This is a genomic window from Parvularcula dongshanensis (genome assembly GCF_014199615.1).
GTDB lineage: Bacteria > Pseudomonadota > Alphaproteobacteria > Caulobacterales > Parvularculaceae > Parvularcula > Parvularcula dongshanensis.
In genome coordinates this window covers 763,572-785,706 of sequence record NZ_JACHOB010000001.1, presented here as the reverse complement: position 1 = coordinate 785,706, position 22,135 = coordinate 763,572, and the positions used below count along the sequence as shown (strand labels likewise).

General features: G+C 69.5%; 21 protein-coding genes and 1 tRNA gene. 4 read left to right on the top strand and 18 right to left on the bottom strand.

All coding sequences use genetic code 11. The features are described from left to right. Positions 1-26: 26 nt before the first annotated feature. The 9 genes from GGQ59_RS03720 to GGQ59_RS03680 form a co-directional block, all read right to left on the bottom strand. The gene (locus tag GGQ59_RS03720; protein WP_183815922.1) at positions 27-2,747 is read right to left on the bottom strand and encodes a G8 domain-containing protein; all 2,721 of its coding nucleotides are present in this window, start codon (positions 2,745-2,747) and stop codon (positions 27-29) included. Between the two features lie 158 nt (positions 2,748-2,905). Then, a tRNA-Thr gene (locus tag GGQ59_RS03715) sits at positions 2,906-2,981 on the bottom strand. A gap of 34 nt (positions 2,982-3,015) precedes the next feature. Further along, a complete protein-coding gene (locus GGQ59_RS03710) occupies positions 3,016-3,702 on the bottom strand; it encodes a GNAT family N-acetyltransferase (RefSeq protein ID WP_183815920.1) in 687 nt (228 codons plus the stop codon). Beyond that, positions 3,699-6,080: a phenylalanine--tRNA ligase subunit beta gene (gene pheT / locus GGQ59_RS03705; protein WP_183815918.1), complete on the bottom strand. Its 2,382-nt coding sequence runs from the start codon at positions 6,078-6,080 to the stop codon at positions 3,699-3,701. Before pheT ends, GGQ59_RS03710 begins: the two co-directional genes overlap by 4 nt. Then, entirely contained in the window at positions 6,077-6,469 is a 393-nt protein-coding gene (locus GGQ59_RS03700; protein WP_183815916.1) for an acyl-CoA thioesterase, read from the bottom strand. The genes pheT and GGQ59_RS03700 overlap by 4 nt, the downstream gene beginning before the upstream one ends. A 10-nt stretch (positions 6,470-6,479) precedes the next feature. After that, complete coding sequence (gene pheS / locus GGQ59_RS03695; RefSeq protein ID WP_183815914.1) at positions 6,480-7,526, bottom strand: phenylalanine--tRNA ligase subunit alpha; 1,047 nt, start codon at positions 7,524-7,526, stop codon at positions 6,480-6,482. 88 nt (positions 7,527-7,614) lie between these two features. Next, a complete protein-coding gene (rplT, locus tag GGQ59_RS03690) occupies positions 7,615-7,971 on the bottom strand; it encodes a 50S ribosomal protein L20 (RefSeq protein ID WP_183815912.1) in 357 nt (118 codons plus the stop codon). Positions 7,972-8,019: 48 nt separating this feature from the next. Continuing rightward, positions 8,020-8,220 carry a 50S ribosomal protein L35 gene (rpmI, locus tag GGQ59_RS03685; protein WP_183815910.1) on the bottom strand — a complete coding sequence of 67 codons (201 nt, stop codon included), beginning with the start codon at positions 8,218-8,220 and terminating at the stop codon, positions 8,020-8,022. Positions 8,221-8,314: 94 nt separating this feature from the next. Next, positions 8,315-9,286 (bottom strand): hypothetical protein, encoded by a 972-nt coding sequence (locus GGQ59_RS03680; RefSeq protein ID WP_425511348.1) that lies wholly within the window; start codon positions 9,284-9,286, stop codon positions 8,315-8,317. Positions 9,287-9,627: 341 nt separating this feature from the next. On the opposite strand from GGQ59_RS03680, the gene gnd reads away from it, so the two are divergent. Further along, on the top strand, positions 9,628-10,644 hold the full coding sequence (gnd, locus tag GGQ59_RS03675) for a phosphogluconate dehydrogenase (NAD(+)-dependent, decarboxylating) (RefSeq protein ID WP_221400850.1): 1,017 nt from the start codon (positions 9,628-9,630) through the stop codon (positions 10,642-10,644). A gap of 1 nt (position 10,645) precedes the next feature. On the opposite strand, the gene GGQ59_RS03670 is transcribed toward gnd, so the two are convergent. The 4 genes from GGQ59_RS03670 to GGQ59_RS03655 form a co-directional block, all read right to left on the bottom strand. Next, positions 10,646-11,323 carry an HAD family hydrolase gene (locus GGQ59_RS03670; protein WP_183815906.1) on the bottom strand — a complete coding sequence of 226 codons (678 nt, stop codon included), beginning with the start codon at positions 11,321-11,323 and terminating at the stop codon, positions 10,646-10,648. Between the two features lie 77 nt (positions 11,324-11,400). Continuing rightward, positions 11,401-11,967, bottom strand: a complete 567-nt coding sequence (locus GGQ59_RS03665; protein ID WP_183815903.1) for a Smr/MutS family protein — start codon at positions 11,965-11,967, stop codon at positions 11,401-11,403. Next, a complete protein-coding gene (gene mltA, locus GGQ59_RS03660; RefSeq protein ID WP_221400849.1) occupies positions 11,954-13,120 on the bottom strand; it encodes a murein transglycosylase A in 1,167 nt (388 codons plus the stop codon). Before mltA ends, GGQ59_RS03665 begins: the two co-directional genes overlap by 14 nt. Before the next feature lie 37 nt (positions 13,121-13,157). Beyond that, complete coding sequence (locus GGQ59_RS03655; RefSeq protein WP_183815901.1) at positions 13,158-13,805, bottom strand: Tim44/TimA family putative adaptor protein; 648 nt, start codon at positions 13,803-13,805, stop codon at positions 13,158-13,160. A gap of 127 nt (positions 13,806-13,932) precedes the next feature. On the opposite strand from GGQ59_RS03655, the gene GGQ59_RS03650 reads away from it, so the two are divergent. Beyond that, on the top strand, positions 13,933-14,325 hold the full coding sequence (locus GGQ59_RS03650; RefSeq protein ID WP_183815899.1) for an FxsA family protein: 393 nt from the start codon (positions 13,933-13,935) through the stop codon (positions 14,323-14,325). Between the two features lie 268 nt (positions 14,326-14,593). Here the strand turns inward: GGQ59_RS03650 and GGQ59_RS03645 are convergent, their stop codons facing one another. Together GGQ59_RS03645 and GGQ59_RS03640 are read right to left on the bottom strand one after the other, a co-directional pair. Then, entirely contained in the window at positions 14,594-15,205 is a 612-nt protein-coding gene (locus GGQ59_RS03645) for a DedA family protein (protein WP_183815897.1), read from the bottom strand. Positions 15,206-15,290: 85 nt separating this feature from the next. Further along, positions 15,291-15,590 (bottom strand): UrcA family protein, encoded by a 300-nt coding sequence (locus GGQ59_RS03640; protein WP_183815895.1) that lies wholly within the window; start codon positions 15,588-15,590, stop codon positions 15,291-15,293. A gap of 165 nt (positions 15,591-15,755) precedes the next feature. On the opposite strand from GGQ59_RS03640, the gene GGQ59_RS03635 reads away from it, so the two are divergent. Continuing rightward, positions 15,756-16,418, top strand: coding sequence for a DUF2270 domain-containing protein (locus tag GGQ59_RS03635; protein WP_221400848.1), 663 nt, complete (start codon positions 15,756-15,758; stop codon positions 16,416-16,418). 9 nt (positions 16,419-16,427) lie between these two features. Here the strand turns inward: GGQ59_RS03635 and GGQ59_RS03630 are convergent, their stop codons facing one another. Next, on the bottom strand, positions 16,428-16,793 hold the full coding sequence (locus GGQ59_RS03630) for a PH domain-containing protein (RefSeq protein WP_183815892.1): 366 nt from the start codon (positions 16,791-16,793) through the stop codon (positions 16,428-16,430). A 37-nt stretch (positions 16,794-16,830) separates the two neighbouring features. Further along, positions 16,831-18,618 (bottom strand): acyl-CoA dehydrogenase C-terminal domain-containing protein, encoded by a 1,788-nt coding sequence (locus GGQ59_RS03625; RefSeq protein WP_183815890.1) that lies wholly within the window; start codon positions 18,616-18,618, stop codon positions 16,831-16,833. Positions 18,619-18,870: 252 nt separating this feature from the next. On the opposite strand from GGQ59_RS03625, the gene GGQ59_RS03620 reads away from it, so the two are divergent. After that, positions 18,871-21,231 (top strand): tetratricopeptide repeat protein, encoded by a 2,361-nt coding sequence (locus tag GGQ59_RS03620; RefSeq protein ID WP_183815888.1) that lies wholly within the window; start codon positions 18,871-18,873, stop codon positions 21,229-21,231. A 40-nt stretch (positions 21,232-21,271) separates the two neighbouring features. Here the strand turns inward: GGQ59_RS03620 and GGQ59_RS03615 are convergent, their stop codons facing one another. Then, entirely contained in the window at positions 21,272-21,985 is a 714-nt protein-coding gene (locus tag GGQ59_RS03615; RefSeq protein ID WP_183815886.1) for a metallophosphoesterase family protein, read from the bottom strand. Positions 21,986-22,135 lie beyond the last annotated feature (150 nt).

Sequence of the window (22,135 nt, the reverse complement as noted above, 5' to 3'; positions counted from 1 at the left end):
CTTGTGCCAGCGGGACGCGAGGTCGGCTAGGCGGGCGACGCAGCCGGGACGACCTCGACGCGCTGGATGTAGCGGGTCGTGAGGCCGGTCGCGGGGTCGCGGCCGTAGATCGGGAAGCTGTCCTCGCCCGTGAAGTCCGGATCGGGCCTGTAGAGGATCGGCTCGCCGTACACCCCGCCCGAAACCGTCCCGTAGGGCGCGATGTCGATCCCGTCGGGTTCGACCCCTTCCGGCAGGGACGGGCGGACCGTCAGGGTCTGACCGCTGACCACGCGGATCGCGGGCAGCGCCTTCCTCGGCGGCGGCGGCGCCGCGAGGTCGAGCGCGCCGTGGCGGACCACCTTGTCCTTGATCTGATAGTCGTCGGCCAGGCGGAAGACGACGCGGGCCTTCTCCCGCTCGCCGTTGAGGCGGTTCGTCAGCCACTCGCTCCACAACGTCACCCGCCCGCCGTCGAGTTCGTAGACGCCGTAGCGATCGAGGGCGAGGCGGAGGCTCTGGTTCGTCACCGCGTGGTCGAGGCTCCAGGGCACGTTCTCGCCCTTCGCGTTCGTCGCCCACATGCCGTAGATCGCCGGCGAGCCGTAGGCATAGGTCCCCAGGCCATCCGTCTTCTCGGCCCGAAGCGGCACGGTCTTGCGGTCCTTACGGTGCCAGACGGGCACTTCGTCCTGCGTCAGGGCGAGGGCGCCCGCCCCCGGCAGCGGGTCCAGGGTCTCGCTGTAGATCAACGAGCCGTCCTTAGGGTCGAAGGCCTTCTTTCCCCGCACGAAGGGACGATCGACGTCCACGAACTGCGTGCCCAGCACGGCGTGGCGCTTCTCGTCTTCCGTCCGCGTCTTGTCCTTGCCGGCGAAGTCGTTGATCGACATGTCGTGCAGGCCGTTGCCGAAGTCGTGCACCTCACCGCCGAGCAGGGTCAGGCCGATCGAGTTCTTGCCGAACAGGATGCCGATCGACCGCTTCTGCTTGTTCTGCGCGCTGCCGACGACGTTCTTGGCGCCGACCGCGTAGCGCAGGCGCGGGTTCACGACCTCGTAATTGCCGGTGTACTGGAGCGCGATGCCGTCGCCGACCTGCCAGCCGACGACGTCACGCAGGACGCTGTGCAGGTCGTGGTTCTGCAGCGCGTTCTCCTTGTGGACCTCGATGGCCTCCCGACATGCATAGGCTTCGAAGCCGTCGAGCTGGAGGATGTGAGGATCGTTCGGCGCCGCCTTGTTCCGGCCTCGGAACGAGGCGGGCTGGAGCAAGGACGTGGCGTCGACCCGGGCGAGCCCCTTCTTGTACTCTCCCCTCGGCATCCAGACGGCGCCGTGCTGGCAGCTCGAGACGGAGTTGTCGCGCATGCGGACCATGCGCCCCTGCAGCCAGAAGCCATCGCCCGTGCGTCCGAGGTCGAAAGCGCCCACATCGGCGCCGTCCTTGATCAGCCTGCTGACGCCGACGACCCGGACGGCGTGGTTCTCGCTCCACTTTCCGACCTCGTCCCCGGACTCGGCGACGAAGGCCGAGCCGAAGATGTCGAAGGCGACGTTGCGGTGCAGGTCCGCCGCGCTCCCGTGCTGGGCGAAGCCCCAGCCGGGGGCGCCCTCGATCACGTTGTAGGCGATGAAGACCGGATCGTAGGGCTGGCCGTACCGCTTGGGCAGGCCGCCCGCGCGGTGGACGTGGAGAGGGTAGCGGCCCTTCACGTTGGTCTCGGGCGTCATCGCCTCGACGAGCTCAGCGTCGAAGGCGCGGTGCAGCTTATCGGTACGCCCCAGCCCCCTGAAGGCGGCGTAGCGGATGTCCGCCTCGCTGGTCATCAACATGACGTGGCCACGGTGGTGCAGCGTTCCGTAGTCGCTCGAGGTCAGAACGAGGCTGCGGTCGAGGTTGGAGAGGCGCCAGCGCGTGCCCGCGAGGACCGGGTCGGGGGCGTGCTCGTATGTCAGCGGCTCGTCGAGCGTCAGGGTGACGCGTCCGCCCTTCTCCCGGACGATCTCCTCGATCCTGCGGACCTCCGCCTCGTCGCCGCGCCAGTAGCCGCCCTTGCTGGGCGTGCCGTCGGTCTCGTAGCCGCTCCCATAGGTCTCGCGCGGATCGTTCGGATCGTTGCCGTAGGGAATCCAGCGGGTCGCATCGAAGACGACGCGTTGGCCTTCCGCCCAGCCGACCGGCAGCGCCTCGAGCGTCACCCGGTCCGCCCCCTCCTTCACCGCCGACGTCATCACGGTGAAGGGCTCGATGGCCTCGCCGTGCAGGCTGACGCGGCCCATCGCCATCAGCCCGATCCCTTCGAGGTGCGGGTCGCGGGCGACGTCGATGTCCGCACCGGCGCCGAAGGCGATGCGGCCCGAGACGGGCGCCGTCTCGGTTCCCGCCGTCAGGCTGCCGCTCTTGAGGATCAAGAGCAGCCCCTGACCGACGCGCAGGTCGAAGCCGTCCGCGAGGGTGAGGTCACCGTCGACGCGCACGGAGTCGAGGAGGGGGGCGTCCGCCTTGAGGTCGTAGGTGACGGCGATCCCTTCGGGGATGTGGACGCTGTCGCCCGCCTGAGGCGCTTTGCCGTCCCAGGTCGCAGGGTCGGACCACGCCCCTGATCGGCAGGCGGTCACGCCGCCGACGGGCGCCAGGCGGCCGGCGCCGACCTGCGCCGACCAGAGCGCCTCGCCGCGGCCCGCTTCGACGTTGCAGCCCGCCGCCGCCGCCGCGGGCACGACGCTCAGCAAGGCGAACAGAAAGGTCGCGAAGATCGATCGCATAAAGGATCCCTAGCCGATGACATGCGAAGCTCGTGCCTGCGCGAAGGTAAGGACCGCGCGGCGGGGCGTACAAGTCACGGCTGGAACAGAAATGCGCTGTCCCCGCGTGACCGCGCCTCGCCCTTGAGGCCAAGTCACTGATGTCGCAGGGGAAAGGATGGTGCCGCTTGCGTGACTCGAACACGCGACCTACGCATTACGAATGCGTTGCTCTACCAACTGAGCTAAAGCGGCGCTGCCTGAGGCAGGGCGCCCCGATAGCCGAAGCTCAGGAGGCGCGCAAGCGGTCGCGAAGAGCGGCGAGGGCCTCTTTCTGCTCGCCTTCCTCGGTGAAGTTGTCTTCGGACAGCCAGGCTTCGAAGGCTTGGCGCACGGGCGGCCACTCCCGGTCGATGATCGAGTACCAGGCCGTGTCGCGGTTGCCGCCGCGGATCATCATGTCCTGGCGGAAGACGCCCTCGAAGGTGAAGCCGTAGCGCGTCGCGGCGCGCTTCGAGGTCTCGTTCTGCGTGTCGCACTTCCACTCCGCGCGGCGGTAGCCGGTCTCGAAGAGGCGGGCGAGGAGGAGGTAGACGGCTTCGGTGCCGCCGGGCGTGCGGCGCAGGGCCGGCCCGTAGGCGAGACCGCCGATCTCGGCCGAGCCGTGATTGGGCCGGATGCGCAGGTAGGAGATGAGGCCGAGCGCCTCGCCGGTCTTCGCGTCGTCGATCCGGAACGGGATGCCGTCCCCCATCCGTCCGCGTAGCGCGTCGCGCAAACCGTCGGGCTCGGTGAAGCCGCCCATCACGGCGTGACGGTAGACGTCGGGCTCCGTGCCGTTGCCGAGCGCGTAGAAGACCGCCTCGGCGTCCGCTTCGGGGTCGAGCGGCTGGAGCGTGACGAAGCGGCCGAGAAGCGGGTCCGAAGGCGGCGGGGGCGGCGGCGACCAGTCGTCGGGCTTCGGCTTCGGCCTCATCGCTGGACCGCGCCGAGCTTGCCGGCGGCCGCCACGATGCGGCCCGAGACCGCCTCGATGTCCTCTTCGGTCAGCGTCCGGTCTTTCGGCTGCAGAACGACCTCGATGGCGAGGGACTTGTGCCCTTGGGGCACCCCCTCCCCTTCGTAGAGGTCGAAGAGGCGGACGTCCGAGACGAGCTTCTTCTCTGCGCCTCTGACGGCCCTGATCAGCGCTTCGGCGGAGACGCCCTCCTCGACCACGAAGGCGAAGTCGCGGCGAAGCGGCATCAGGTCCGAGGCCCCGAGCGCGGGCTTGGCCGTCGTCTTCGAGCGCGCGGCGGGCACGCGGTCGAGGAACACCTCGAACGCCGCGACGGGGCCGGGGACGTCCATCGCGGCGAGGACGCCGGGGTGCACCTCGCCGAACGCCGCGAGGATCAGCTTCGGCCCGAGGCCGAGGCGGCCCTTACGGCCTGGGTGGTAGTGGTCCGGGCCGTCGGCGATCGTCATCAAGTTCGCGGTCGTCACGCCGGCCGCTTCGAGCGCGAGGAGGGCGTGCGCCTTGGCGGTGAAGACGTCCGGCGCCTGTCGCCGCTCCCGCCAGTCGCGGGGGCCGGTGCCGGAGAGGACGCCGCAGGCCACTGCCTTCTGGCCATCGGGCTTGTCGGTCGCGTAGGCGCCGCCGAGCTCGAACAACGCGACGCTCTCCGCCCCCCGCGCACGGTTGCGGCGCACGGCGAGGAGGAGGTTCGGCAGCGGGCTCGGCCGCATGACGCCAAGGTCCGAGGAGATGGGGTTGGCGAGCTTCAGCCCCGGATCGGTGCCGCCGAAGAGGCCCGCCGCGCCCTCGTCGGTAAAGGCCCAGGTCACCGCCTCGAGGTAGCCCTCGTTCGCGAGCGCAGAGCGCACGGCGCGGCTGCGCGCGGGCAGTGTGTCGAGCCTCGCCATCTGCACGGGCTGCAGCGGCGGCAGGGTCGCGGCGGGCAGGTCATCGAGCCCCACGATGCGCGCGACCTCTTCGACGAGGTCGGCCTTGTGCGTGACGTCGGGGCGCGCCGTCGGCACGGTGACGGTCCACTGCCCTGCCCCACGCTCGACCGCGAAGCCGAGCGCGGTGAGGATGCGGTCCATCTCGTCCTCGGCGACGTTAAGGCCTGTCAGGCGTGCCACCTCCGAGGGCGGGAAGGCGACGGTGGCGCGCTCGGTCGGAATGCGCCCCGCGACCGCGACCTCCGACGGCTCGCCGCCGCACATGTCGAGGATCAGCCGCGTCGCAAGCTCGATCCCCGGCAGGACCGAGGCCGGATCGACGCCGCGTTCGAAGCGGTAGCGGGCGTCAGAGGTGATGCCGGTCGTCCGCCCCGTGCGCGCGGTGCGCAAGGGGTCGAAGAGCGCGCACTCGATGAGGACGTCGGTCGTGTCCTCTTCGGAGCCGGAATGCTCGCCGCCCATGACGCCGCCGAGGCCCAGGACGCGCGCGTCGTCCGCGATGACGCACATGTCGGGCGTGACTGCATAGGCCTTGCCGTCGAGCGCGTCGAGTTCTTCGCCCTCGCGGCCCATCCGGGCACGGAGCGTGCCCGTGATCTTGGCCGCGTCGTAGACGTGCAGGGGCCGGGCGCGGTCGTGAGTGAGGAAGTTCGTGACGTCGACGAGCGCGTTGATGGGCCGGAGGCCGATCGCGCGCAGGCGGTCCTGAAGCCATTTGGGGCTCGGCCCGTTCTTCACGCCGCGAATGAGCCGCGAGGCGAAGGCGGGGCAGGCCCCCTCGTCGTCGATCTCGACGGGGACAGGCTGGGCGAACGCGCCCCGGACCGGCTCTACGCTTTCATCCTTGAGCGTCCCGAGCCCTGCGGCTGCGAGGTCGCGGGCGACGCCGTCCACGCCGTTCGTATCGGGACGGTTCGGCGTCACCTCGAAGTCGATCACGGGGTCCGAGGGTCCAAGGACATCCGTCAGCGGCGCGCCGACCTCGGCGTCCGCGGGCAGCTCCATGATGCCGTCATGCTCGTCGCCGAGCTCGAGCTCGCGGACCGAGCAGAGCATGCCGAGGCTCTCGACGCCGCGGATCTTGGCCTTGGTCAGGGTCGTGTCGATGCCGGGCACGTAGGCGCCGACAGGGGCGTAGGCGACCTTGATCCCCGCCCGCGCATTGGGCGCGCCGCAGACGATCTGCTGGGTCCCGTCCTTCGTTTCGACCGAGCAGACCTGCAGCTTGTCCGCATCCGGATGACGCTCAGCGGTCTTGACGTAGCCGACCGAGATCGGCGCGAGTGCCGCAGCGGGGTCGTGGACGTCCTCGACCTCGAGCCCGACGCGCACCATGGCCTCGGTGATCTCATCGAGCGAGGCGTCCGTTTCGAGGTGGTCCTTCAGCCAGGAGAGCGTGAACTTCATGAGCTAGCCTCCGGCAGGGGCGCAGGGCGGCCCGTGCCGTCCAGGTGGACATAGGTGAAGTCGGCATGGGTGACCTTGGTCCACTCGCCGATGACGCGCCTTCTGACCCAGGCCTCGACACCGATGGTGACGGAGGTCCGGCCGCGCCTGCGAAGGCAGTTGTAGACGCAGAGGATGTCGCCGACCTTGACCGGGGCGACGAAGGCCATGCCGTCGACCGCGACCGTGGCGACCCGCCCGCCCGCGATCTCGTAGGCCATCAAAGAGCCCGCGATGTCCATCTGCGCCATGACGTAGCCGCCGAAGACGTCGCCCGCGGCGTTGAGGTCCGAGGGCATTGGCAGGGTGCGGATCGCAAGCTCGCCCTGAGGTTCCGTTCTGTCGCTCATCTCGTTCCCCTCACGCTTCCGGCGCGAAGCCGTAATGCTGCAGCCACCGGACGTCCGCGGCGAAGAAGTCGCGCAGGTCCGGGATGCCGTATTTCAGCATGGCGAGACGGTCGACGCCCATGCCGAAGGCGAAGCCCTGGAACTCGTCGGGGTCGAGGCCGCAGGATCTGAGCACGTTCGGGTGGACCATGCCGCAGCCCAGGATCTCCATCCACGCGTCCCCCTGCCCGATCACGACGCGCTCGCCCTCGCGGGTGTAGCGCACGTCCATCTCGGCAGAGGGCTCCGTGAACGGAAAGAAGTGGGGGCGGAAGCGGGTCTCGACCTCGTCGACCTCGAAGAAAGCTTTGAGGAACGCTTCGAGCGTGCCCTTGAGGTGGCCCATATGGGTCGAGCGGTCGATGACGAGGCCTTCGACCTGGTGGAACATGGGCGTGTGCGTCTGGTCCGAGTCGCAACGGAAGGTGCGGCCCGGCGCGATGATGCGGATCGGCGGCTTCTCGGTCAGCATGGTGCGCACCTGCACGGGGCTCGTGTGCGTGCGCAGGAGCATGCGGCTGCCGTCCTCCTTCGGCTCGAAGAAGAAGGTGTCGTGCATCTCGCGGGCGGGGTGGCCCTCGGGGAAGTTGAGTGCGGTGAAGTTGTGGAAGTCGTCCTCGACGTCCGGCCCCTCGCGCGTCTCGAAGCCCATCGCGCCGAAGATCGCCTCGACCTCGCGGAAGACTTGGGTGACGGGGTGGATGCGGCCCCGCGCCGGCGTGGCGACCGGCAGGGTCACGTCCACCGCCTCGGCCTTCAGGCGCGCCGTAAGCGCCGCCTCCGCGAGGACGCCGCGGCGCGCTTCGATCGCCTCGGCGATGCGCGCCTTGAGGCCGTTGAGGGCGGGCCCCGCCTCCTTGCGCTCCTCGGGCGTCATGCGGCCGAGGGTCTTCATCCGCTCGGACACCGCGCCCTTCTTGCCGAGGGCTGAGACGCGCACGGCCTCGAGGCCGCGCTCGTCCTCGGCGGCCCGGATGGCGTCCGTGATCTGGTCTTCGAGAGTCTTGAGGTCGTCCATAACGCTTGCTCCTGCCCAAGGGCGGCGCGCCATACAAGAACGCCCGGCGGTGAGGCCGGGCGTCCGCTTGGAAGAAGAGGCCGAAGGCTTACGCCAGCGCGCCCTTCGCCTTCGCGGCGATCTCGGCGAAGGCGGCCGGTTCGCGCGCGGCGATTTCGGCCAGCATCTTGCGGTCGACCTCGATGCCCGCCTTGGCGAGGCCGGAGATGAAGACCGAGTAGGTCATGCCGTGCTCGCGCGCGGCGGCGTTGATGCGCTGGATCCACAGGCTGCGGAAGTTGCGCTTGCGGGCCTTGCGGTCGCGATAGGCGTACTGGCCGGCCTTCTCGACCGCCTGGTTGGCGATGCGGAAGGTGTTCTTGCGGCGACCTCTGTAACCCTTGGCTTGGGAGATGACCTTGCGGTGGCGGGCGTGAGCGGTCGTGCCGCCTTTCACTCGTGCCATGATGAAACCTGTAAGCTGAGAGCGTGAAAAGAGAACCCCGGCGGCGCGTCAGCGCGCGTAGGGCATGTACTTCTTGACGACCTTCTGGTCGGCTTCGGACATCACGGTGAGGCCGCGCTTCTGGCGGATCTGCTTGGGCGTGCGCTTGATCATGCCGTGGCGCTTGCCGGTCTGGCCCGCCTTGATCTTGCCCTTGCCCGTGATGCGGAAGCGCTTCTTCGCGCCCGACTTCGTCTTCAGCTTCGGCATTTGAGACCTCGTGATGGTACGTGTGGGGCCGCCTGGGCATGCCGTTCGCCCGGCGGCCGGAAGGGGGGCGCTATAGGCGCGGGCGCGCGTCCGCTCAACCCCCCGCGAGGATGCGGCCGAGGGCCGGCAGGGTCAGGGCCAGGACGACGGAGATGAAGAGCCCGAGCCCCGCCTTGCCGGCATCGGAGAGGACGATCTTGCTCGTGCCCTTGAGGTCGCGCGTCTTGAAGAGGTGCGCCATCACGTACTCCCGCCCCGCGATGAGGCCGAGGAAGACGAAGGTCGTCGACATCGGGATGTTCGAGAGCTGCAGGAAGAAGAGGAGGAGCGAGGCGTAGGTGAAGTCGATGATCGTCGCCGAGCGGATGTCCGTGACGGCCGTCTTGGAGCGCAGGATGCGCTGCACGGGCCCGCCCTGGTTCGCGAAGGTGATGCCGAGGAGGACGATGATCACCGCCATCGCTGAGAAGGACTGGGCGGCCGAAAGCTCGCGCGGCAGGAAGACGAAGATGTTGGCGAAGTCCTGCGCCAGCCACACGCCCCAAAGATAAGCGGTGACCGTCCATTGAAGCCCGATCCAGACGAGGCCGCGCGGCCGGTCCTCCGTGCTGCGGAACCAGCGCTCGAGCGTCGGGGTCAGGACCGCGTAGACGACGCCGCCGGTCACGAAGGCGACGACGTAGCCGATCAGCGACTTGTTCAGCATGGAGGTGAGGCCCGACGCCTCCGCGAAGATCGCCAGCACCATGAAGGAGGTCGAGACCGGGATGCCGAGCCGCGTCAGGACCAAGAGCACGAGGGGCGGAATGGTGTGGTACCACCGGACTTCGAAGACCGGGTACTTCGCCGTGTTGGTCAGGCGCCCGAAGGACGGATCGCCGCCGTTCCTCATCCAGCCATAGGTGAAGACCGCGACCAGGATGACGGCCGCGAAGGCGAAGAGCAGCGTCCAGTGGACGTGCCGGTTCGAGTTGATGAACGTCCCCAGCGTCTGCAGCGCGTCGTTGCCGACCACGGCGTAGGCCGCGAAGGCGAAGCCGAGCATCGCCCAGAACTCAATCCCCAGAACCATGGAATGCCCCGCTCACGCGTCGTCGTTCGCGGGCGGTAGCTGCGTCGTGCGAAGCTTTCGTGACACTCTCTTCGAGTGCGCTACCGCCTTCGGCTACTTGAGCGCATGAGGTGCGCTACCGCCTTCGCTACCTGAGCGCATGAGGTGCGCTACCGCCTTCGGCTACGTGAGCGCATGAGGTGCGCTATCGCCTTCGGCTACGTGAGCGCCTGGGCTGCGCCGCCGGCCTCGAATCCCGTCGCGGGCGCCGCCGCCCTGCTCCCTGCCCTGGCGCCCGTCGGCTCGGGCTCTACGTCCTGCGCAAGGAACAGAACGACTGCGTAAGGAGACGGACCATGGACGGCAGCTTCACGATGATCGGGCTCGGCAGGATGGGCGCGGGCCTGACCCGGCGGCTGATGGCCGCAGGCATCGAGGTCAACGTCTTCGACGTCCAGTCGGAGGCGGTGGACGCGCTCGCGAAGGACGGCGCCTCGCCGCTGAGCGGGCTGGAGGCCATCACGGACCTGCCCGCGCCCCGAACGGTCTGGGTCATGCTGCCCGCCGGGCGGATCACGGAGGACACGATCCGGCAGCTCGGCGAGATGCTGGACCCGGGCGACTGCGTCATCGACGGGGGCAACACCTACTACAAGGACGACGTGCGGCGGGCGGGCGAGCTTGCGAAGCGCAGCATCGACTACGTCGATGTCGGCGTGTCCGGCGGCGTGTGGGGCCTGCGCGAAGGCTTCTCCTTGATGATCGGCGGCAACGAAGCGCAGGTCGAGAGGCTCGACCCGGTCTTCGCCGCCCTCGCCCCCGGCGAGGACGCGGCGCCGCGCACGGAAGGGCGGAAGGCCGAGGACGACCGGCCCGACCGCGGCTACGCCTATTGCGGCCGGACGGGGTCCGGGCACTTCGTGAAGATGGTCCACAACGGCATCGAGTACGGCCTGATGCAGGCCTATGCCGAGGGCTTCGATGTGCTTCGCAACGCAAGCTCGTCCTTGCGCGCCGACGACCTCTGCTACGACCTCGACCTCGCCGGCATCGCCGAGGTCTGGCGGCGCGGCTCGGTGATCCGGTCCTGGCTCCTCGACCTCAACGCCAACGCGCTGAACGCGGATCAGCACCTCGAGTCCTACTCCGGTCACGTCTCGGACAGCGGCGAGGCGCGCTGGACGCTGGAGGCCGCCGTCGAGGAGGAGGTGCCGGTGCCGACCATCGCCGCGGCCCTCTTCGCGCGGTTCGAGTCGCGGCGTCAGAGTTCGTTCGGGAACAAGCTCCTCTCCGCCATGCGGCATCAGTTCGGCGGCCACATCGAAGGCGGCGGCGAGGCCGGCCCCTCCGTCCCCGCAGAGCCGCGCGACTGAGCTAGCGCCGCCGGCCGCCCACCTCATCGAGGTGGCGAAGGAGGTCGGCGGGGTCCTCGAAGACGCGGAAGGCCCCCGCCTCCTGCAGCTCTCCGGTGCCGTAGCCGCCGGAGAGAAGGCCGATACCGAGCGCGCGGCAGCGGATCGCCGCGTGCATGTCCCAGATCGAATCGCCGATCACCATGGCGCTCTCGATCGGCACGCCGAGCCGCTCGGCCGCGGTGACGAAGAGGTCGGGGTCGGGCTTGGCGAAGCGGACCTGGTCGCGGGTGACGATCGTCTTCTTGCCCGGGTCGACGCCGAGCCGTTCGAGGTTCACCGCCGCCGTCTCCATCCGCCCGGACGTCGCGACCGCCCAGGGAATGCCGCCCGCGTCGAGCGCGTCGAGCAGCTCAACGGCGCCCGGCAGCGGCCGCACCCCGCCCGCGAGGTCCTTGTAGGCCTTGGCGTGCGCCGCGCGGAGCTTGTTCGAGTGCTCCTCGGTCACCTCGACCCCCGTCTCGCGCAGGAGCTGGTTCGTGAAGAGGCCGCCCGACATGCCGATCTTGCGGTGGATCCGCCAGACGGAGAGGGCGATCCCCTCCTCGTCGAGCGCCGCCTTCCAGGCGAGGACGTGCTGGTAGACGCTGTCGACGAGCGTGCCGTCGAGGTCGAAGAGGAAGACGGGATCGTGCACCATGACGGCCTCGAAGTCGGCTATGACGAGCGTTCTGGGCCCCTACCGCTGAGCGCGGAAGAGGCAGAACTGCGCAGGGTTTACCCCTTCCGCCGCTTCAGGAACACGTAGAACGCGCCCCGCCCGCCATGGCGCTGGTGCGCGCCGCGGACCGAGGCGATGCGGCTTCGCAGGGGTTCGGTCTCGACCCAGTCCAAGAAGCGCTCGCGCAGGATCCCGCGGGGGGCCTCCGCGAAGGGCACCCTCGCCTCGCCTCTGCCCTTGCCGGTGACGACGAGGAGGGTCCGCGCGCCGGTCGCCGCGCCGACCTCGACGAAGCGCAAGAGGCGGACATAGGCCTGGTCCTGGGTCAGGCCGTGAAGGTCGAGGCTCGCGTCGATCTCGCGCCGCCCGCGCGCGACGCGGCGCGCCTCCTTCGGGTCGCCGGCGCCGAGGCGGGCCGCGGGGGCCGGGACGGGGGCCAGGGCGGGGGGCGGGTTCGGCGGCTTGGGCCGGGGGGCGGGGCGCTCGGTCTTCTCGGCTCGGGGGTCGGGCACGGCCGCCTCTTGGGCCGGCAAAGCAGGCCTCGCTTCCAGCGGGGTCACCTTGTCCGAGACCGCGCGCCACAGCGCCGCCTCCGATGGGCTGAGGCGTCTAGACCTGCGCATCGAGAAGCCGGGCCGCCAGTCGTTGCGGAAGAAGAACGAACAGGCGGCCCTCCGCGTTCATCGTACCCGCCGCCTCGGCGGCCGCTTCGCCGGCACCGAAGAAGACGTCGCCGCGCACGGGTCCGCGGATCGCGCCGCCCGTGTCCTGCGCGACCATGAGGCGGGCATAGGCCGGGTTCTCCTCGGTCCGCTCCGTCGCGAGGAAGACCGGCGCGCCCATGGCGTGAAACCGCCTGTCGACCGCAAGGCTGCGTCCCGGCGTCAGCTGCACGCCCTGCGCGCCGAGCGGGCCGAGCGCATCGTCGGCGAGCGTCAGCGGACGGAAGAAGACGTAAGAAGGGTTCGAGTGCCGCACCCGCGCGGCGTCCTCCGGCGAGGCGCTTCTCAGCCAGGCCATGATCGACTGCATCGAGACGTCCTCGAGCGCCATCGCGCCGTCTCGGACCAGCGTCCGTCCGACCGCGACGTAAGCGCGGCCGTTCTTCGCGGCGTAGCCCGCGCGCAGCACGCTGCCGTCCTCGAAGACGAGGCGGCCGGAGCCCTGGATCTGCAGGAAGAGGAGGTCGTTGGGGTCGATATAGGCGAGGGCCTCCGCCCCTTCCGGGGGATCTGCGGCGATCGTCTCGGCGTCCGGATAGGGCACGAAGCGGTCGCCTTCGACCCGGCCGACGATGTCCTGGCCTTGAAGGTCCTCTTTGAACGCGCCGAGGTCGGCGGTGAGAAGGTCCGGCGGACGGGTCAGGACGGGCGCGGTGTAGGGCGCCTGCGCCTGCGCCCTCGCGGGGTAGGAAGGCTCGAAGTAGCCGGTGAAGAGCGAGCCGTCCGCCCGCACCTCGACCGGCGTGAACTGCATCTCGAAGAAGCTGCGGGCCGCGGCGGGCGACGGGGCCTCTCGCAGCGCCTCCGCCGCGAGGCAGGCCTCGCGCCAGTCCGCGACCGTGCCCGAGAGCGTCGGCACGTCTTCATGGCCGAGCCGTTCGAGCGGGTTCATCGCAGCGTCGTCCGAGCGGCCCGCCATCGCGGCGCAGGACCGCCTGAAGGCCGGCAGCGCCGCCTCGACCGCGTCGGCGTTCCAGCCCGGCAGGTCCGAGAAGCGGGCGGCACGAAGCTCGAACGGTCCCGCCTCACGCCCGCAGGCGGCGAGAGCGAGCAAGCCCAAAAGAGCGAGAGCCCCCCGGCGCACCGGGCGGTCAGTCCCTTGCGTCGCCGCCCGTGGCGACCAGGGTCCAGTTGGGATCCTTGGACCGAAGCGGCCGCGCGAAGGTCCAGCGGTCGCGCACGGCGTCGATCCTGGCAGGGTCGCCGTCGATCACTTCGCCGCCGGCATCGCGCGTGACGCGGATCTGGTCGGAGGCGAAGTCGACCGTGACCTCGATGTGGGCGCTCTGACGATGAGCGTCGACTACGTCCGCCCGCTCGATGCCGACGAAGGTGACGTCCAGCGTCTGCTTCGCTTGCGTCCGTCCGTCGATCGCGACCTCGAAGGCCTTTCGGACGGAGGGGTCGAGGTAGTCGGCGACTTCGGAGAGGTCGCCGCGCGCGAAGGCCGTGACGATCATCTCGTAGGCCGCCTTGGCGCCGGCCTGGAAGGCGGCGGGGTCGAAGCGGGGATCGTCCTCGCGGATCACCTGCGCCCATGCGGGCAGCGGCTTGGACGGCCGGGGCTCTTCGGTTTCCGGCTCGGCCTCGGCCGCCTCGGTGCGCGCTTCGGCGGTCGGCACGACGCGGGGCCGCTCGTTCTCCTCGGGCTCGTGTCCGCCCTTCGTGCCCAGCACCGTGAACAGCCGGTAGCTGAGGAAGGCCGCAAGGGCGAAGAAGAAGATGACGCTCGGATCCATGAAGCTTTCGGAGCGCCCCTGGCGGCGCCCCCTCGTTGCGCAGGCTTGGTTTCCCTATGTAGGGCGAAGGGGGTTACCATCCCACCCCCAAGAACCGTCTTTCCCTTCTCGCCCGCGCGGAGGCGCCATGTTCGTCGCCCTGATCCTTCTGTTGCTCGTCCTGCCGATCGTCGAGATCGCGTTGATCGTGGAGGTCGGACAGGCGACGAACTGGCTGGTGGTGGTGCTGATGACGATCGGCACGGCCGCTCTCGGCGCCTTCGTCCTCAAGCGTCAGGGGCTGGGCGTCGCGCGGGACTATCGCCGCACGGTGCGGTCCGGTCAGGTGCCCGTCGGGCCGACGGTGGACGGCGCGGGGCTTCTGCTCGCCGCGCCGCTCTTGATGACGCCGGGCTTCGTGACGGACGCGATGGGGTTCGCGCTGCTCATCCCGTTCGTGCGGCGGGAGTTGGCCCGGGTCGCGCTGCGAGGGATCAAGCGCAAGATCGATCGGGGAGAGGTGCGGGTGATCCGCCGGTAGCACGCGGCGCTACGACTTGAAGCGTGAGAGGCTCGGCGCGGCGGGGCGAACGCCGCGCCGTCCCTCCTGGCTTAGCGCTTGCCGCGGGGCTTGTCGCCCGTCTTCGGCTGGGTACCAGCTTTGCCGGCCTCGGGCTTCTTCGAGATCTCGGGTTTCGAGGGCTTCTTGCCCCCGGTCTTCTTGTCCATCACGGGACTCCTAAGCGCGGGTCCGCCGCGTGAGCGGAATTGTGCGCCTTGATCAGGGTAGGAACAATCGTCCCGCCCCATCACTTCTTCGTGCTGCCGCGGTGCCCATAGCGGAGGACGCGCCAAAGGTAGGCGGCGGCGACCGCCACCACGACGACGTTCGTGACCGGTCCGAGCCAGGCCTCGACGTCCTCGAACGCGTTCTCGAGCCAGTAGCCCGCAAGGACGAGCGCGGAGGTCCAGATCACCGTGCCGGCGGCCGAGTAGAGGACGAACCGGCCCATCGGCATGCGGGAGAAGCCCGCCGGAAGCGAGATGTAGGTCCTGAGGCCCGGCACCATGCGGCACAGGAAGACGGCGAGGCCGCCGCGCGTCTTGAACCACTCGAGCGCGCGGTCGAGGTCCTCGGGCGAGGCGGTGACCCAGCGGCCGTGCCGCGCCGCGAGGCGGCGCAGGCGGTCCGCCCCCACCCAGACGCCGATGTAGTACCACAAGACCGCCCCCGCGAGCGAACCGATCGAGCCCGCGACGATGATGCCCGGCAAGGTCAGGTCGCCGTCGACGGCGACGAAGCCCGCGAGCGGCAGGATGAGTTCCGACGGGATCGGCGGGAAGACGTTCTCCGCGAAGGTCAGGAACGCGATTCCGAAGAGACCGCCCGAGCGGATGATCCCGGTGATGAAGTCGAGCATGGCGCGCCCCGGTGGCAAAGGCCGCGAACGGCCCTAGCCTCCGGGGCGTTCCCCGCGGCCCGCTCCCGATAGGCCGCGGGGATGCTCAGCGCCGCGCGTAGGCCGGACGCGCCTCCCCCTCGTGAAGCGCCGTCAGCCGCGCGTCGCCGACCTGGTCCACGAACTGGTCCATGAGGTCCGCCATGCAGATCTTGGCCTGCCGAATGGTGGAGGCGTGGCGGGGGTGATCGATGCAGCTGCGCGCCGCGGCGCGTTCGAACTTCGCGTAGATCTTCTCGCGTCCCGTGCTGGTCGAGAGAAGCTCCGCGTCGAAGCGGAGGGTGACGTCCGCCGTCGCCGGCGCGGCGTGAAGGCTCGCCGCGGCGAGCAAGGCTTGCAGGATCATGAGAGTCTCTCCCTAGAGGCCGCCTTCCTGGCGGTGACCCGGCTTACGCCCCCCGGCGGGAACGCTTCTGTGATCCGCCGCACAGGGAGGGAAGGTTTTCTGCAGTCGCGCCCTGTGCCGCGCCGCGAACGGTGGCAGGGTGGCGGCAGCCGTACCGAGGATGAGATGAGCGTGCCGGGAGCGAACGAAGAGGACGAGTTCTCAAGCTCGGAGATGGGCGCCCTCGCCCATCTCTACCGAGGCGAGATCTACCGCTCGACCATCTGGCGGACGCGGCTCGACGCCACGACCAACTGGTCCGTCGTCAGCTTGGGACTCGCGCTCACGATCTCCTACGCCTCGCCCGAGGCTTCCGCGATGCCGCTCCTGCTAGTCTCGGCGCTGATCGGCGTCTTCTTGTACCTGGAGGCGCGCCGCTACCGCTACTTCAACGTCTGGCGGGCGCGGGCGCGATGGATCGAGATCCACTTCTACGCCCCCCTCCTGCGCGGCAATCCGGTCACGGGCCAAGCCTGGCAGGACCGCCTGGCGCAGGACTACGAGCGGCCCGAGCACCACATCCAGTTCAGACGGGCGCTCGGTCGGCGCCTGCGCCGGAACTACATGTGGATCTTCACGGTGCAGACCATGGCCCTCTACGGCAAGGTCTTCGGCCCGACGCACGACCAGGCCGCGTGGGACGCCCTCGCTCTCGGCCCCCTGCCCGGTCAGGCCGTCGCCGCCCTGGCGGGCGTCGTCTATGCCGGTCTCGCCGTCTTCACCTTCGTCATGTGGCGCTCGGACAAGCGGCGGTTCCGCAACAAGTTGAACCCGATCTCGATGGGGTGACGTCGGACGTCAGCCCGCCACCCGCTGCGCGAGGACCCGCTGCACCTCCGCGAAGGGCGTCCCCTTGTCGAGCTTGATCTCGATGGGGGCGAGACCGGAGACGTAGAGCTTCAGCTCTGCATCCATGTCGAACGTGCCCGCGCTCTCGATCGAGAAGGCGGAGACCTTGGACCAGGGGATCGTCCGCAACTCCTTCTTGGAGCCGGTCACGCCCTGGACGTTCAAAGACAGGATGCGACGCGTCGTCAAAGCGTGGACGTCGCGGACGACCTTGAAGGCGAGGAGGATCTCCTCGCCTTCAAGAAGGAAGTCCTGAAGCTGACGAAGCGCCTTGTCGTTACCGATCCGGCCCGCAGTGCCGAAGAGCAGGCTCATCGCGAGTTCTTCCGCATCGCGAACGGTTCCTGCATCCTCAGAACGCCTCGGCCGGAAGCGCCATCATCGCGTCCGAGCCGGTCTTGACCTTGGCGAGGTGCGCGCTCGTCTCGGGCAGGACGCGCTCGAAGAAGTAGCGCGCGGTGACGAGCTTGTTCTTGTAGAACGGATCGTCCTCGCCCTTCCTGTCTTCGGCCTCCTTCGCCATCAGCGCCCACATGTAGGCGAGCGCGACGAGGCCGAAGAGGTGGAGGTAGTCGTGGCTGGCCGCGCCCGCGTGGTCGAAGTTCGCCATCGCGTTCATGCCGAGCCACTGGGTCGCTTCCAGAAGCTCGCCCTTCGCCTCGAGCAGCTTCTCGATGTGGCCGTCGAGCTCTTCGGAGACGCCCTTGTTGTCCGCGCACCACTCGTCGAGCTCGGCGAAGAAGGTCTGCCAGTAGCGCCCGCCCTCGGCCATCAGCTTGCGGCCGACGAGGTCGAGCGCCTGGATGCCGTTCGTCCCCTCGTAGATCATGGCGATGCGGCAATCGCGCACGAACTGGCTCATGCCCCACTCCTCGACGTAGCCCGAGCCGCCGAAGACCTGCATCGCGTCGTTCGTGCCCTGATAGCCCTTGTGGGTCTGGTAGGCTTTGATGACGGGGGTGAGCAGCGCCATGTAGTCGCCGGCCTTCTGCCGGGTCTTCTCGTCTTCGCCCTTGTGCAGGAGGTCGGCCTGCAGCGCGGTCCAGTAGGTGAGCGCCCGCGCGCCCTCGACGAAGGCGCGCGTATCCATCAGCATACGGCGCACGTCCGGGTGAACGATGATGGGGTCGGCGGGCAGGTCCGGCGCCTTGGCGCCGGTCACCGAGCGCGACTGCAGGCGGTCGCGCGCGAAGGCGGCGGCGTTCTGCATCGCGACCTCGGCCTGGGCCATGCCCTGGAGGCCGACGCCGAGGCGCGCCTCGTTCATCATCACGAACATGGCGCGCATGCCCTTGTGTTCCTCGCCGACGAGGAAGCCGGTCGCCTCGTCGTAGTTCATGACGCAGGTGGCGTTGCCGTGAATGCCCATCTTCTCTTCGAGGCCGCCGCAGGAGACGCCGTTGCGCTCGCCGAGCGAGCCGTCCTCTTCCACCATGAACTTCGGCACGATGAAGAGGGAGATGCCCTTGATCCCCTCGGGCGCCCCTTCGATCCGGGCAAGGACGAGGTGGATGATGTTGTCCGCCATGTCGTGCTCGCCGGCGGAGATCCAGATCTTCTGGCCCGAGATCTTGTAGCTGCCGTCACCTTGAGGGACGGCCTTGGTGCGGATGAGGCCGAGGTCCGTGCCGCATTGCGGCTCGGTCAGGTTCATGGTGCCGGACCACTTGCCAGTGACCATCTTGGGCAGGTACTTCTGTTTCTGCTCGTCCGACGCGTTCTGATGGATCGCGTGGTAGGCGCCGGATGACAGGCCCGGATACATGCCGAAGGCCTGGTTCGCCGACGAGGTCATCTCGTTGATCGCGTAGGCGAGGACGAGGGGCAGGCCCTGCCCGCCATAATCGGGATCCATCGCGATCGAGATGAAGCCGTTCTCGCAGAACTGCTTGTAGGCCTCCTTGAAGCCTTTGGGCGTCGTCACCGAGCCGTCCTCGGCGCGCTTGCAGCCCTCCATGTCGCCCGTCCGGTTGAGCGGCGCGATCACGTCGCGGTGCCACCGGCCGGCCTCTTCGAGGAAGGCGTCGATCACGTCCGGCGAGGCATCGGCGAAGCCTTCGAGGTTCGAGAAGTTCTGAAGCTTGAGGACGTCATGCAGAAGGAACTGCATGTCGCGGATCGGCGCGTCGTAGACGGGCATGGGCGGGCTCCCTTTGAAGGCGTGTCGGCCTGATCGTTCTGTTGTGAAGACGGTCTAGCAGGACGCTCGCCGGGGGCAAAGAATACGGCCTCGCGCCGGACGGGCGAGCGGCAGCGCGTCGTTAACGGAACTTATGATTTTGTTAACCACGACTCTTCACCTTCTGGGGAAAACGTCTTAACCCAAGGACGGGTCGGGCGCGGCGAGAGGGCCGGGCTGGCCCGCCGGCCGCCGTGGGATCGAAGGGGCATCATGAAGTCCAACGTACCTTGGAGCGTCAAAGGCATCGACCCCGAAGCGCGGGTCGTCGCCAAGGAGGCCGCGCGCAAGGCCGGCATGACGCTCGGTGAGTGGATGAACCAGGCGATCCGCGAGGTCGGTGAGCATGGCGAGCCTGGGGACAAGGCTGGGGAGAACGCCGCCGAGGGCGCTCCGGCCGCCCTCTCGCCGAACGCCGGCACGGGCGTCACGATCGAGCAGCTGCGCGCCGTCGTCGACAGCCTCAACCGCATCAACGACCGCCTGCGCCTGACCGAGGACAGCGTGCGCCAGTCCGAGGAACGATCGCGCCGCGTCGCGGGCGACCTAGGCCACGGACTCGAGACCGTCTTTGAACGGATCAAGCGGGTCGAGCGCGAGAAGGCGCAAGGCTCGAGCGAAGGGCTCTCCGAGCGCATCGAGCGGCTGGAGCGCGGCGAAGGCAATCGGGGCCAGATCGACGGGCTCAAGACGCTCGAGCGCGCCCTCACCTCCATGGTCGAGGCGCTCGAGGTCACCCGCTCGGAATCCCTCGACAAGATCCGCGAGAACGAAGAGGCGCTGAGCGCGCTCGCCGGCCGCGTCGACGTCCTCGACAGCCGCCTGAGCGCGGGCTTCGCCGAGGTGCACGACGCGATCGACGCGGTCGGCCAGCACCTCGACCGGACCGAGCGCACGGCGAAGGCCGTGATGGAGGAGGCGCAGCAGGCGGCGGGTTCGACCGATACGGCCTTCGTCGAGCAGACCTCGAAGCGGCTGCAGATCCTCGGCAACGAGATCAAGCGGTCCGGCGACCAGATCCGCATGGTCGAGGAGATGGTCGGCCGCCTGTCGGACAAGATCGAGGCGGCAGAGCACAGAAGCGCCGAGGGCATCGGCGAGGTCGCGGGCTCCCTCGAGACGCTGCGCCGGGCGGTGCTGGGCGCGGAGGCCTCGAACGAAGCCGCCGAGACCGGCGAAGCGCCGCTCGAACTCGAAGGGCTGGGGGGCGAGAGCCTCGCTCAGGCGACCCGCGAGGCGGACCTCAAGGTCTCGCAGCTGCAACGCTCCTACGAAGCGATGATGGCACGGCTGGAAGGACGCCCGCTGCCTGCGGACGAGCCCGACGGCGAGGCCGAACCGCCCTTCCCCGACGAGACCCCCGCCCCGCTCCAGGCCGACTCGCTCGACGGCGACGTCGCGAGCGGCGACGAGGAGTTCGATGCGGTCTTCGGCCAGCTGAGCGACGCGCCTTCCGGCGAGAAGGGCTCCGCCCAACCGCTCGCCGCGGCCGACCCGACCCTCTCGGCGCCGCTGCCGCCCGAGGACGGACCCGACGACGACCTGCCGGCGAGCAGCGGCGCGAAGGAGCGCCTCGCGCGCCTCTCGCCCCGCCAGAAGGTGCTGCTCGCGGCCAAGGCCCGCCAGAAGCGGATCGAGGCCGAGCGCGAGGCGGACGCCGCCCCCGCCGCCCCCGCACCTGCGTCCGAGGCGCCGGCCTCCGATCCCGACATCGGCGCGCCGGTCTTCGAGGCCCCCGAGGCGGAGGAGAAGCCCCGCCTGGCCGAGCGCCTTCTCGGCGGCGCGACGAGCGAAGGGCGGCGCTTCGGCGTGGTCCACATCGCGCTCCTGACGGTCCTCGTCCTCGCGGCCGCGGTCGCGGCCTGGGCGATGTTCGGCGGCGAGGCGAAGGAGGCCCCGCGTCCGGCCCCTGCCGCAGCGGCGAGCGCGGCGCCGGTGATCGCCCCCACCCCTGCCCCCGTCCAGGCCGAGCCTTCGATCGACGCGGGCGCGCTCTACCGGGAAGCGAAGGTCCGCCAAGCCACCGCCACGACGGCCCCCGAGGCCGCCGAGGCCGTCCGCCTCTTCGAAGAGGCCGCGGAGGCCGGCTCCATCCCTGCCCGCTTCGAGATCGGCGAAGCCTACTACAAGGGCACGGGCGTACCGGAGAACCCACTCATGGCCGAGCGGCACTTCTCCGACGCCGCGATGATGGGCAACGTGCTGGCCATGCACCGCCTGGGCTCGATCGAGGTCTTCGGCACGACGGGTCAGCAGAACGTGCGCGCGGCGGTCGACTGGTTCGACAACGCGGCGAGCTACGGCGTCGTCGATTCGATGTACAACCTCGGCTACCTCTACGATCCGTCCTCGCCCGACAACCCGATGCCGGCGGGGGACCGAGACGCGGCGCGCTCCTACTACTGGTACGCCCTCGCCGCGAAGCAGGGTGACCGCGACGCCGCGGAAGCCGCGAGCCTCGTCGCCGGAAGCCTGACCCCTGAGAAGCTCGCCGAGCTCGATGCGGACGTGGCGGGCTTCGTTCCGATGACGGTGAACCCCGCCGCCAATGACGGCCTGCACCTGACGGACTGACCTAACGGGTCGTTGCGGAGGCGGAACGGCGGTTCCCGCGTCAGGTATTCAAGAAGCGCCGCCGTCCCCTCTCCAGCCACAGCGCACTCAGCCGCGACGACCAGACCGCGCCCGTGTCCACGTTCACGCGCCAGGATAGGTTCTCGGGCCGGTCGACCGGCGTGTGGCCGTGCACGACGACGGGCTCGAAGCGGTCCTTGCCGCCTTCCAGCCACGCCCTCCTCACCCAAAGAAGGTCGCGCTCCCGCTGCGCCTCGATCGGCCGATCAGGGTGAAGGCCGGCGTGGACGAAGAGGTAGCCCGGCACCTCGTAAGTCAGCGGGAGGCTCATCAGCAGCGCGAAGTGCTCATCGGGCAGCGCCTCGGCGAAGCGGTCGCGCAGCGCGCGCGGCTCGTCCTGCTCGCCGACCGCGACGCCGTAGCTGCGAAGCGTCTCGCGCCCGCCCCAGGACAACCACGCGTCGACCTGATCCGGCTCGGCGAGGAAGTCGAGGAGGCCCTGCTCGTGATTGCCCTTGAGGAGGATCGTATCCGGCCGCCGGGCGCGAAGCGCCAGGAGGCGGTCGAGGACGCCGCGGCTGTCGGGTCCGCGGTCCACATAGTCGCCTAGGAGGACGAAGCGGCAACGGCGCCCCTTGGCCTTGCGCTCCGCCTTGTCGATCAGCGCGTCCAGAAGGTCCGCCCGGCCGTGCACGTCCCCGACCGCGATCAGGATCGGCGGCTCCGTCTCTTCGGGGGCGGCTTCGTTCATCATGAGAAGTGCTTAGGACTAAGGAGAAGCGATTGGCAGACATTCCCGCGCTGCAGGTTCGGGGCCAAGGGGCCGCGGCGGGGGGGAGTGCCCCTAGCGGGCGGGGGCAGATCGCTTTAACGAGGAGGCTCGCGGCGAGCGCGGAGCGCGGCA